At 57.1% G+C, this 11,466-nt stretch carries 12 protein-coding genes, 1 tRNA gene and 2 pseudogenes (2 of these 15 cut by a window edge); 8 read left to right on the top strand and 7 right to left on the bottom strand.

What is annotated here, in order from left to right:
• Positions 1 to 516 (top strand): annotated as a pseudogene (locus A3H92_13120) (hypothetical protein); it begins 1,029 nt to the left of the window's first position.
• A gap of 69 nt (positions 517 to 585) precedes the next feature.
• Complete coding sequence (locus tag A3H92_13125) at positions 586 to 1,770, top strand: hypothetical protein (GenBank protein OHC76536.1); 1,185 nt, start codon at positions 586 to 588, stop codon at positions 1,768 to 1,770.
• Between the two features lie 123 nt (positions 1,771 to 1,893).
• Here the strand turns inward: A3H92_13125 and A3H92_13130 are convergent, their stop codons facing one another.
• Positions 1,894 to 2,316 (bottom strand): nucleoside-diphosphate kinase, encoded by a 423-nt coding sequence (locus tag A3H92_13130; GenBank protein OHC76537.1) that lies wholly within the window; start codon positions 2,314 to 2,316, stop codon positions 1,894 to 1,896.
• Positions 2,317 to 2,437: 121 nt separating this feature from the next.
• On the opposite strand from A3H92_13130, the gene A3H92_13135 reads away from it, so the two are divergent.
• Positions 2,438 to 4,315 (top strand): glycosyl transferase family 1, encoded by a 1,878-nt coding sequence (locus A3H92_13135; protein ID OHC76538.1) that lies wholly within the window; start codon positions 2,438 to 2,440, stop codon positions 4,313 to 4,315.
• 97 nt (positions 4,316 to 4,412) lie between these two features.
• Here the strand turns inward: A3H92_13135 and A3H92_13140 are convergent, their stop codons facing one another.
• Entirely contained in the window at positions 4,413 to 5,096 is a 684-nt protein-coding gene (locus A3H92_13140) for a short-chain dehydrogenase (GenBank protein OHC76586.1), read from the bottom strand.
• 63 nt (positions 5,097 to 5,159) lie between these two features.
• The gene (locus A3H92_13145) at positions 5,160 to 6,341 is read right to left on the bottom strand and encodes a hypothetical protein (protein OHC76539.1); all 1,182 of its coding nucleotides are present in this window, start codon (positions 6,339 to 6,341) and stop codon (positions 5,160 to 5,162) included.
• Between the two features lie 27 nt (positions 6,342 to 6,368).
• Between A3H92_13145 and A3H92_13150 the strand changes: the two genes are divergently transcribed.
• The 4 genes from A3H92_13150 (at position 6,369) to A3H92_13165 (ending at position 8,884) form a co-directional block, all read left to right on the top strand.
• Positions 6,369 to 6,782, top strand: a complete 414-nt coding sequence (locus A3H92_13150) for a hypothetical protein (protein ID OHC76540.1) — start codon at positions 6,369 to 6,371, stop codon at positions 6,780 to 6,782.
• 12 nt (positions 6,783 to 6,794) lie between these two features.
• Positions 6,795 to 7,760, top strand: a complete 966-nt coding sequence (locus A3H92_13155) for a peptide ABC transporter ATP-binding protein (protein ID OHC76541.1) — start codon at positions 6,795 to 6,797, stop codon at positions 7,758 to 7,760.
• Positions 7,753 to 8,721, top strand: a complete 969-nt coding sequence (locus tag A3H92_13160; GenBank protein ID OHC76542.1) for a hypothetical protein — start codon at positions 7,753 to 7,755, stop codon at positions 8,719 to 8,721. The genes A3H92_13155 and A3H92_13160 overlap by 8 nt, the downstream gene beginning before the upstream one ends.
• Positions 8,722 to 8,808: 87 nt before the next feature.
• Positions 8,809 to 8,884: transfer RNA gene (locus tag A3H92_13165), tRNA-Thr, on the top strand.
• Positions 8,885 to 9,041: 157 nt separating this feature from the next.
• Here A3H92_13165 and A3H92_13170 read toward each other — a convergent pair.
• The gene (locus A3H92_13170) at positions 9,042 to 9,293 is read right to left on the bottom strand and encodes a hypothetical protein (protein ID OHC76543.1); all 252 of its coding nucleotides are present in this window, start codon (positions 9,291 to 9,293) and stop codon (positions 9,042 to 9,044) included.
• Positions 9,294 to 9,501: 208 nt separating this feature from the next.
• Between A3H92_13170 and A3H92_13175 the strand changes: the two genes are divergently transcribed.
• Positions 9,502 to 9,828, top strand: coding sequence for a hypothetical protein (locus A3H92_13175; GenBank protein OHC76544.1), 327 nt, complete (start codon positions 9,502 to 9,504; stop codon positions 9,826 to 9,828).
• 6 nt (positions 9,829 to 9,834) lie between these two features.
• Here the strand turns inward: A3H92_13175 and A3H92_13180 are convergent, their stop codons facing one another.
• The 3 genes and pseudogenes from A3H92_13180 to A3H92_13190 all read right to left on the bottom strand — a co-directional run.
• Positions 9,835 to 10,242 (bottom strand): disulfide reductase, encoded by a 408-nt coding sequence (locus A3H92_13180; GenBank protein OHC76545.1) that lies wholly within the window; start codon positions 10,240 to 10,242, stop codon positions 9,835 to 9,837.
• Positions 10,243 to 10,274: 32 nt separating this feature from the next.
• Positions 10,275 to 10,808 carry a hypothetical protein gene (locus A3H92_13185; protein ID OHC76546.1) on the bottom strand — a complete coding sequence of 178 codons (534 nt, stop codon included), beginning with the start codon at positions 10,806 to 10,808 and terminating at the stop codon, positions 10,275 to 10,277.
• 37 nt (positions 10,809 to 10,845) lie between these two features.
• Positions 10,846 to 11,466 (bottom strand): annotated as a pseudogene (locus A3H92_13190) (fumarate reductase) (it continues 1,050 nt past the right edge of the window).

Consider the following 11,466-nt stretch of genomic DNA (forward strand, 5'->3'; position numbering starts at 1 on the left):
CTAGCCGCCGATAAAGGCCGAAGGAACCAAGTGTTCCTAAATAACCCTAGGGTCGCCCCGGAGTACTTCCACCAGTACTGCCAGATCATCGTCAGAGTCGAGGACGACCATGGCGCGCCGGTGCCCGATTTCTTTCTGGAATTCTTCGGTCCTCGGACAGGATGGGCGAAGGAGGCCGTATTATTTCACAGCGAGGTGCTGGAGCATGTTCACAATAACTCTCAGGGCACTCACACACGGAGCCTGTTCATCGACCGCACCGATCTGGTGGAGCGGTTTTATGACGCGATCCCCGACGGCAACGAGAAAGTTCTTAAGGCCAGCATCGCCGCCGCCGCACCCGGCCCCAATGTGACCTACTTCGACAACCGCAGACAGCAGTCCGAGGGCAGCATGGTGGTCCACGCCCTCAACGATCAGCATAGCCGCTGGCTGCGGCGCAACTGCACACACTTCGTCCGCATCATCATTCCTCGCGTTCCGGTAGAGAAGGTTTTCCGGATGACTCGCGGCTAAGTGCCGTGAAACCGTATCATTCCGGCCGACGACAGCACTGCCGGAGATATTTATGAAAAAGGATACGCTATGGCGCCACCAGCTAATTTTAAAAAAAATATCGTTAACGAGCCTAAGTTGTGGGAATTGTATGTTGTCAGCGGCGGGGCGTCTTTTGCTCTGTGTCTTGCAGAAAAACTGAGCGGAGGTTTTGATTCTAGATTAGCTAGTTTGTCACAAATAACATGGGAATGGTTTTCTGTTGAGGGGGAGATTTGGGCTATATTGTTGGTTATCAGTCTTGGCTTATTTTTTACATGGGTGCGAAAGCCTGAGGCAAGGGTCGATGCTTTCACTATAGGAGGGTCCGTGTTTGCGGTTTTAACCATGTTGGCTTCACCAGCCAGCGTTTTCAAACAAGCTAGCGAATCACCTTTGCAAAATAACATGGCCGCGTTTTTGGCGAAAGAATCAGAGGAATCAAAAGTAAGAATATTATTTGGAACAGCTTATGCCGGTGATGAAAAAGCGAACGCCAACGGAAAAGTATTTATTATCCTTCAGCACTTGAAAAACGCCGGAAAAAATCCAGGGGTTTTTGTTACTGTTCGCAACAAAGACACATCGGATGTCGTCTTTAGAGAAAAAGTGGAAGGATATCAATTTAGTTTTAAAGGGAATAATGGCAAATATTTGGTCACTACTGAAACCGATAACTTTCGCTCCACTACGTCTGAAATATCTATTGGCGATGGTTCTATTCAAGTGTATTCTATTAATTCCGAACCCTCAGAAATTCCTGTTTATTTTCAGAGGCTTATACCAACCGAAAACAATGATGCTAAGCTTGTAGAGTACCGTGCTTACATAGAGGAAGGAAAGGCGCTTGCGAATAGTGGAAATTTTGATAAGGCCATAGAAAAGTACGAAGCTGCGAAGAGTATAATGGATAGTGCAAACGAGAAGGATGACTATTACAAACTTTTAAATTACATCGGATACGCATATTTAAAGCTCGGAAAAGAAGACGATGCTATTAAAAACTTGGGCGAATCAATAAAAGTGAACCCATACATTACGGCAAGATTAAATCTTGCAAAAGCCTACTGCTTTGGTAAAGACAAAAAAAACGCGATGAACGCTATATTAACCGGTCCAAAACTTAGTGATTCCGACATTAATAGTATAAACAATGACGGAGAGCTTCGGACGTTTTGTGAGAACGACTTTGCCAGGGAAATGGTAGATGGACTTATTAGTCAGCCTAATAACTAATTGGAATCGGCTGTGTCGGACAGTGTGCCACGGCGGGTGTCCCGCTTCGTCGCGCCGCTCGGTCGGTGTCCGGGCATTGTGTATTTAGCTGGGGCTTGATTTATCTGACAAAAAGTAGGGGGATTACCCTACGATATCCCTTTCGGCGAAGAAGAAATGGATTTCCTGCATGGCGGTTTCCGGGGAGTCCGAGCCGTGCAGCGAGTTTGCCTGTTTGTCGATGCCGTACGCCTTGCGGATGGCGCCCTCGGCGGCCTTGGCCGGGTCGGTGGCGCCCATAAGATCGCGGTAGCGGGCGATGGCGTTCTCGCCTTCCAGCACCTGCACCACCACCGCGCCTGAGGACATGTATTCGCAGAGGTCGTTAAAGAACGGTCGCTCGCTGTGAACGGCGTAGAACTTCCTGATCTGCTCAAGCGATATGCGGATCAGCTTCTGGGCGATGATGCGAAGGCCGGCCTCCTCGATCATGGCGTTGATCTTGCCGGTGATGTTGCGGGCCGTAGCGTCGGGCTTGATGATGGACAGGGTGCGTTCGATAGCCATGCGACCGATTTCTCCGATAAAGCTGATAAATATTGACGTGCTCTATTATATGGATAAGGCCCCGCAGGCAAATTAAAACCATATCCTGACACGCGCTCGGCGGTGTGCTATCACGCGCGCCATGTTGCATATTGAGAACCTCACCTATCGCATTGCCGGACGCGCCATCTTCGAGGGCGCGTCGGTTTCCGTCCCCGCCGGCCACAAGGTCGGACTGGTCGGGCGCAACGGCTCGGGCAAGACGACGCTGTTCGGCCTGATCCTCGGCGTCCTTCATGCCGACGACGGAATCGTCAGGGTGCGCCGGGGCGCTCATATCGGCAGCGTCGCCCAGGAAGCGCCGAGCGGAACGAGGAGTCTGCTGGAAACGGTGCTGGCCGCCGATACGGAACGCGCCTCGCTGCTGGCGGAGGCCGAGACCGCCGCCGACGTTCATCGCATCGCCGAGATTCACACCCGGCTCGCCGATATCGATTCCCACACGGCGCCGTCAAGGGCCGCCGCCATTCTCGCCGGCCTGGGTTTTGACGAAGAGACTCAGCAACGTCCGTGCGCCGAGTTCTCCGGCGGATGGCGGATGCGCGTCGCCTTGGCCGCTGCGCTGTTCGCTCGCGCCGACCTGTTGCTGCTGGACGAGCCGACCAACCATCTGGACCTGGAGGCGACCCTGTGGCTGGAGAGCTATCTGGCAAGCTGGCGCGGAACATTGGTGATCATCAGCCATGACCGGGCGCTGCTGAACGGCGCCGTCGACGGCATAATTCATGTCGATAAGGGCGGGCTGACCCGCTACGCCGGCAACTATGATCGCTTTGAGAGGACGCGGCGCGAACGTCTGATGCAACAGGACAAAATGCGCGAAAAGCAGGAACTCGAACGCAAGCATATCCAGTCCTTCGTTGATCGCTTCCGCTATACGGCGTCCAAGGCCCGCCAGGCCCAGAGCCGCCTCAAGATGCTGGCCCGCATGGAGCCTATCGCCACCGTCATCGAGGACAAGACCACCGTCTTTGAATTCCCCGTACCCAAGGAACTGCCGCCGCCGATGATTACCATGGACGATGTTTGCGCCGGCTACGAGGCGGACAAGCCGGTGCTGAGCGGCCTGAACCTGCGCATCGACATGGAAGATCGCATCGCCCTGCTGGGGGCCAACGGCAACGGCAAGTCAACGCTGGTCAAGATGCTGGCCGGGCGTCTTGCTCCTCTGTCGGGCAGGATTACGCGGCACGGCAGTCTCAAGGTCGGCTACTTCGCCCAGCATCAGACCGACGAGTTGCACGCCGACGAGAGTCCGTTCCAGCACATGGCCAGAGCCATGGAAGGGTCCCCCCAATCTAAAGTGCGCGCCCACCTCGGCCGCTTCGGATTTTTTCAGCAACGGGCCGACACCCTGGCCGGCGACCTGTCCGGCGGCGAGAAAGCGCGCCTGCTGTTCGCCCTGATGAGCATCTCCACGCCGCATATCCTGCTGCTGGACGAGCCGACCAACCACCTGGACGTAGACGCCCGCGAGGCGCTGGTTCGCGCCCTTAATGATTTTCAGGGAGCGGTGGTGCTGGTCAGCCACGATCCTCACCTGATCGAGCTGGTCAGCGACCGCCTGTGGCTGGTGGACGACGGAACCTGCAAGACTTTTGACGGCGATCTGGACGACTACCGCAACCTGCTGCTGGAAAAACGCCGTCAGGGCCGCCGCGAGCAGCGCAACGGCAATCAATCGACCGCCAATCGCAAGGATGCCCGCCGCGAACGCGCCAAAGCCCGCGCCGATAACGCCGTTATGAGAAAAACGGCCAAGGACGCCGAAAAACAACTGGAAAAGCTCAACCGACAAAAGGCCGCCCTCGAAGCCCGACTGGCCGACCCCGCCGTCTTTGGAGGCCCCACCGGCGAACTTCAGGCCCTGGGCATCAAACTGGCCGACCTCAACAAAACCATCGCCGGGACCGAACAGGCGTGGCTGGCCACCCTGGAGGCGCTGGAAGGCGAGGAGTAAGAAAAGTTCCTCCCCTTTGCTTCAAAGGGGGAGGTCAGGAGGGGGTAGTGAGCAACCTCCCCCTGCCCCTCCTTGGCAAGGAGGGGATAAAACTCCGCTACCAGGGGATTTCGTCGCCGTTGAAGTCCAGGAACTTGCCGCTGTCGGAGGGCTTCAGGCCGGCGATGACCTTGCGCATTCCGGTTATGCTTTGCCCGGCGTCGATGGGCGCTCTTTCGCCGCCCATGTCGGTCCTCACCCAGCCCGGATGCAGGACCGCCACCGTAATGCCCCGTTCCTTCAGGTCGATGGAAAGGCTTTTCATGACGGCGTTCACCGCCGCCTTGGAGGCGCGGTAGAAATAGTCGCCGCCCGACGAGTTGTCGTCGATGGACCCCATCCTGCTGGTGATCGTCACCATCAGTTTGAGTTTGCCGCCCGCCACATGATCGGCGAAGCATTCGCATATCTTGAGGGGGGCCATCGAGTTGACCCTGAACACTTCCTCCCAGGCGGTGAAGTCCAGGGCGCCGAGCGGCGACGATTTCGGCCCGTAGACGCCGGCGTTGTTGATCAAAAGATCAATTTTCTCGTGGTCAAGGGCGTGGGCCAGGGCCTCCACCTGGGCGAAGTCGGCGACGTCGAGAGGATGGACCTCGGCATTGCAGCCCAGGGTTTCCAGCCGGTCCGCCGCTTCCGGCTTGCGGCAGGTGGCGATCACCCGCCAGCCGTCGGCGCAGTATTGACGGGCAAACTCGAATCCCAGTCCCCGATTGGCGCCGGTGATCAACACTGTGGGCATGACTGAACCCTCCATTCCGGTGGAGTCGGCATTATAGACCATTTTCAGCGCGTCGGGGAATTCTCAAAAAGCGAACCCCAGGCCGCACAAAAGAGCGCCGCAGACTATGATGAGCATGCCGCTCAGTTGGTAGGGTTTGGCGGCGATGACATCGGCGCCGAACGCCGCGCGCGAGGCGGCGAGGACGGCCTTGGCCAGTCCGCCGAAAGCGATCCCCGCAGCGATAAAAAGGAGGGGGATAAACGGCAGGTGCATCAGCCAGAAGTCGGGGCCTAAATAGATTTGGCTTCCTGTTTGCCTGTTGCCTATCAACACATTGACCGTCTGGTAAATGGTCATTCGCCCGGAGCCGTTAAAATAGCCGAAATACAGCAACGCCGTCGATAAAATCGCCGCCGTCGGCAACGCGACGGACAGGGCCGCAGGCAGACGGAATCGGGAAAAAGCGGCCACGGTCAGCGGCAGGGAAAGAGAGCTGAAAATCATGGCGGAGATCAGCAGCCGCCAACCGATATGCGGGTCCTGGGCCACGGCGAAATGCCCCGTCAGCAGGGCGACGAATGTCAGCGCATAGGCCACGGGCAGGGCCGCCAGGAAACAGTGCGCCGCCGTAACTGCGGTCTTGAAACTCCTGGCGGCCATGATGTCGATAAACTGCATGCCGGAATAGGCGGCAATGTAGCAAAGGGCGGCTGCCGGAATGCTTTCGATGGCGGCGTGGCCGATAACCTCGGTCAGAATGCGATCGGTGAAGGAATAAAAAACATACGCCGGGATGAATGCGGGCAGGAAAAACACCAGATAAAGGGCGGCCAAGCCGTTGAGCATGGATAATTTTTTTACTTCGCCGGTGAAGTTCAGGATCGCCAGAAGCGCGCCGCCGGAAAGAATCAACAAAATCAGGAAAGGCGATCCGCCGACCAGATAGTTGATAAGGGCGGCGACGGGAATCAGGATAAACACCAGACCGATGAACAGGGCGTTGAACGGAGCAGTCTTGTCGGCCTCCACGAAATACGTTCTGATGAAAGTCGTTATCAGCGATAACAGCCACCGGGTTTGGCTCGCCGAAACATTGTTCCGGCTTGACTGCGCGAACGCGTTCCAGGTCTTGACCAGTCGGCGGCGAAAGCCGTCGCCTTCGATGGGTTCTCCTGCTCCGAGCAAGGCCGTCACGCCGCCGCCGAGGACGATGACATAGCCGAAGGCCTTGAGAACCGTTCCGGTAAATAACAAGCCGTTCATCAGCAGTCCGTTCGGTTAAGCATCACTATGGATCATTGTCACGGCGGCGGTAAAGGCGCAAACTGTCGGCTTGTGATATGTGATAATCACGGAAAAAATCAGAAGGGTGCCATCATGTCAAAATGTTTTGCCTTAAGGAAATTTTCTTTGTTCGCGGCGCTTTTGGCGTTTCTCGCAGCGCTGAGCTTTACGGTTTCCGGCGCCTCGGCGCAAAACAAGCCGGATTTGGCCGGTAAGCCCGAATGGAAAGACAACAAGGACAGCGTCAAAAAGAGCGACCGAAGCCGCAAGGATGAGGCCAAGGCTAAAGCCGAAGACAGCGGCAAGGATAAAAAAGAAAAGAAGGATAAAAAAGAAAAGAAGCCCAAGAAGGATAAAAAGGACGCTCCGACTCCGAAAAAGAAGGCCAAAAAAGAAGCAAAAGCCAAGAAGGCTAATTAAGCAAGAGCCTCCGTGACTATCCCTCTTCTTGATGTGCGGGGACTGGAGGTGGCGTTTGATGCGGACGCAGGCCTCCTGAGGGCCGCCGACGGGGTGTCGTTTTCCATCGGCGCCGGACGCACCCTGGGATTGGTCGGGGAATCGGGATGCGGCAAGTCGGTGACCGCATTATCCATCCTGCGTCTGACGCCGTCGCCGGGGCGCATTGTTTCAGGGCAGATTATTTTCGACGGCGCCGATCTTCTCGGCTTTTCCGAGCGCCGGATGGAGGAGGTGCGGGGAAAGCGCATCTCGATGATCTTCCAGGAGCCGATGACGGCGCTGAATCCGGTTTATGCCGTCGGCGACCAGATCGCCGAGGCTCTGCTCATCCACACGGCGGCGAGCCGCGCCGAGGCCTTCGCCGCCGCCGTCGCCATGCTGGACAGGGTCGGCATGCCCGATCCCGCCTCCCGCGCCGCCTGCTATCCCCATCAGTTATCGGGCGGCATGCGCCAGCGGGCGATGATAGCCATGGCGCTGATTTGCGAACCGGGATTGTTGATCGCCGACGAGCCGACGACGGCGCTGGACGTCACCATCCAGGCGCAAATTCTGGATTTGATGCTCAGGATGCAACGTCGCATGGGGCTGTCCATCCTGTTCATCACCCACGATCTGGCGGTGGTATCCGCAATCGCCGATGAGGTGGCGGTGATGTACGCCGGCCGCATAGTGGAGCGAAGCCCCGCCCAGGCGCTGTTTGCCGAGCCGCGCCACCCTTATACCCGTGGCTTGATGGCGACGATCCCGAGCGGGCGCAGGGGGCGGCTGCCGGTCATGCCGGGGATCGTCCCCAATCTTTGCGATCTGCCGGTCGGGTGCCGGTTTGCGGATCGTTGCCCCCTCGTTGAGAAACAGTGCCGGACTTCGGAGCCGGTCCTGGAGGAATCCGAAAACGGTCGTTGGGCGGCGTGCTGGAAGGCGGGCCATGGCTGAAGCTCGCTTGATGGAGGTCCGCAATCTGGTCAAGACGTTCTCATCCGGCAAAGCGGGCGTGGTGAGGGCGGTGAACGGCGTCAGCCTGCATATCGCCCACGGCGAGACTCTGGCTTTGGTCGGCGAGTCAGGGTGCGGCAAGACGACGCTGGCCCGCGCCGTCGCCATGCTCGATCCCCCCACTTCCGGGACCGTCGTCTTTGAGGGGCAAGAGATCAGCGCCTTGAGCCGCCGTCAGCTAAAGCCGGTGCGCCGGCGAATCCAGATGATCTTTCAGGACCCTTACTCCTCGCTTAATCCCCGCCTGCCGGCGGGATCGATTATCGCCGAGCCTCTGGTTATCCATCGGCTGGGAAACCGGGCTGAACGCCGGGCCGAGGTCGAGCGGCTGGCCCGATCAGTGGGGTTGAACGCCGAGGATATGGACCGTTACCCCCATCAGTTCAGCGGCGGCCAGCGTCAACGCATCGCCATCGCCCGGGCTTTGGCCTTGAAGCCGACGCTGATCATCGCCGATGAGCCGGTGTCGGCGCTGGACGTCTCCATCCGCAGCCAGATTCTCAATTTACTCTACGACATGAGAGAAGAGTACGGCGCCGCTTTCCTGTTTATCGGCCACGATTTGGCGGTAGTCGGCCATTTAGCCGATCGGGTGGCGGTGATGTATATGGGCGTCATCGTCGAGGAGGGGGCGACCGAGAGTTTGTTCGCCGACCCCCGCCATCCCTATACTCAAGTCCTGATCGCCGCCGCGCCGCGTATCGGTCAGGGCAAAGGCCGGGGCAATGACGAGGCGAACAGGTTTCTTTCCGGCGATGCGCCCGGCGTCCTTAATCCGCCGCCGGGCTGCCCCTTCCATCCGCGCTGCCCGTCGGCAAAAGAGGTCTGTAAGCAAACCATGCCGGAGTTAAAACCGGCAAACGGCGATGCCCGCCGTCTGGCGGCCTGCCATTTGCTTTAGAGCCAAGACTCTAACTAAGAGCTTCAAATTAGAACTGCGCCGCGACTTGCCGTAAGAGTAAAGCCGCGTTATCTTTCTCTGAATCGGGCCGGATTAGCTCAGTTGGTAGAGCACCTGATTTGTAATCAGGGGGTCGCGGGTTCGATTCCTGCATCCGGCACCAATTAATACCAGCGGCCATTGACGATAACTCGTTGTCGGCGGGATTAGGGGTGGAAAAGTCCTCACCCTTCCTTCAAGGGGGAGGTTAGGAGGGGGTAGGAGCAAACTCCCCTCACCCCTCCTTGCCAAGGAGGGGAAAGCACGAGGGCCGCCATGGGTCAATAATTAAGGCCGCCGACTTTGGAGAGCCTTTCCTTCTCAGCAAAAAGATTCTTTATTTCCCCGACGCCGGACGGCGTCTTGCCGAGATAGCTTTTGATGTTCCTGTCCACCTCTTTAATTCGTTGCAAAATAACTTCTTTTTCGTCCCCAGCCACCCGTGCGGAAAGGAAGTCCAACCGCGACCTAAGCTCCCACAGCTTGAAAATATACCCTTCACTGACATCGTTTCTTTCTTTAACGTCCGACATAAGACCCCGCGATGCTGATCAGTGACGACTATACGATGACAGGATCGGATTTCAGAAGAGTCAACCTTATTAGCCGGTAGCAACTATACATATGACGGACAGACATCAGGATACTCCGAAGCACCTTGCCGCTCTCATTGAGAACGTGGCGCGGATCATTCAAATACGCGCTCATGTGCATGGGGTTCACCCTGTGCAATGGTCGGCTTTGCGTTATTTCTTAAGGGCCGGAGTGAAGGCGCGAACCGTCAACGGGTTGGCGCGGTATCAGGGCACAACGGCAACGCCGGCGTCGCGCACCATCGGCGCGCTGATCAGCAAATCCTACCTGAAGGCGACGACTGACCCCAAGGACCGGCGCAGCAAGATTATCGAAGTTACCCCGCAAGGGCGGAAGATTCTCAAGCGTGACCCGTTGCAAGAGATCGAAGCGGCGCTGGCCCGTCTTGAAACAAGGGACCAGGTCGCCCTCTCGGCCCTGATGGAGAAGATGCTGTTCTCCCTCCAGAAAATTGACGATTCGAAAGAGGAGTAGCCTCGCCTAAGAAGTGAATTTCCTCATGGCGCAGACCAGGGCGATGGGGGGAACGCTTGAACGCTGTTCTTCGGTCAACTTTTCCACCTGAAGGTGATCCTTGCGGGTGCGGAGATTGATTTGCCTCAGAGACTCAATGACTTCCGCGATTCTGACGCCCTTAGGACAACGGCTGTTGCAGGTGTAGCAGGTAACGCACATCCAGATCGACTTGGAGTTCAGAAGTTTTTCCTTCATGCCCAGTTGGGCGAAGCGGATGATCTGGTTCGGCAGAATGTCCATGTGAAAAGCCATGGGGCAGCCGGAAGTGCATCTGCCGCATTGATAACAGGAAAGCAGGTCCTGTCCGCTCAGGCGTTCAACCTGCGCTATGAATTTGGCCGTTTCCTTCGATGGAGAGAGGCGTACCGTCATGTTTGTTGCCTTACGGATGGAACCCATCCACGTTAAAATTTGCCGTCCATTCTGAATTCGGCCTCGTCAAGCCAGATGCCGACGTTTATCACGCTGTCGTGCTGGGCCTGAAGCAGGTCATAATGAAACTTCTCTTCAACGGCCATTTTCACGGCCAATTTGCGCGCCTTCGGATCGTCCAGTTTCTTGCTCAGGCCCTCAAAAAATTTAATAGCCCTTCTTTCCAGGTCCATGGCGATGCGGATGGCTTCGGTTTCGTCGGATTTTTCCTCGCCGCCCCACTCGTGGACAGCTTCCTCGAACTGTTTGACCAGCTTTGACGGAGAATGGTTCTTCATTTCCTCCTTGAAGACTTCCCTCCAGCCGGCATTGCCGAGGATCGAGGTGAATATCTTTCCCACATCCTTGATGTGGCCGACTTCTTCCCGGGCGAGGCGCTTGAACATCTTCTTTCCGGTCACGTTGTGGGTTACTTCCGCCGCATGTTCGTAGAAGCGCTTGGCGTTCATCTCCAGGTCGATAACTTCCCGGATCAACTCGACGACATGTTCAGCGATTTTGCCCATCCGATATCTCCGTTTGCTCAACCCGTGAACGCTTGGATCATTTTGCGGCGTCTTCGTTGCCGGGTTTGATCCGGCTTTTCAGCATGGCGTGTCTGGCCAAGGCGCTGCCGGACCTTGCCAGCCGACGTATTTTCACGTCATCGGGCGTATAGGACGGCAGGATGACCGGAGTCACCAGATCGGTAAAAATCCCTGTGTCTTCCATCTCTTTTTCATGGGCGGTCACATGCTTCAACGTCAGTTTGCCCGGTTTCACGGCCTTGGCGTACGCGCCGGCGTAACGACCGGCGCGGCGCCCGAAGACGTTGTAGTCGAGAACCGAGTTGCCCATCAGACGGTTGCGGCCGTGAACGCCGCCGGTGGCTTCTCCGGCCACATAAAGACCCGGAATATCGGTCTCGCATTTATCGTTGATCTCGATGCCGCCGTTCTGGTAGTGCAGGGACGGATACACCAGCATCGGATCATGAATAATGTCGATGCCGTATCTGATGAACTGACGGTGCATGGCGGGAAATTGCTTGGCGATATAGCCGTCGCCGTGGATTTGCTCGATCATCGGCGAATCCAGCCAGATGCCGGAGCGACCGCTGGCGGTCTCGACGCCCATGCCGTTTTCGCACTCCCGGATGAAGGCGGAGCTTTCGATGTCTCTCGG

The organism is Rhodospirillales bacterium RIFCSPLOWO2_02_FULL_58_16 (assembly GCA_001830425.1).
GTDB lineage: Bacteria > Pseudomonadota > Alphaproteobacteria > Rhodospirillales > 2-02-FULL-58-16 > 2-02-FULL-58-16.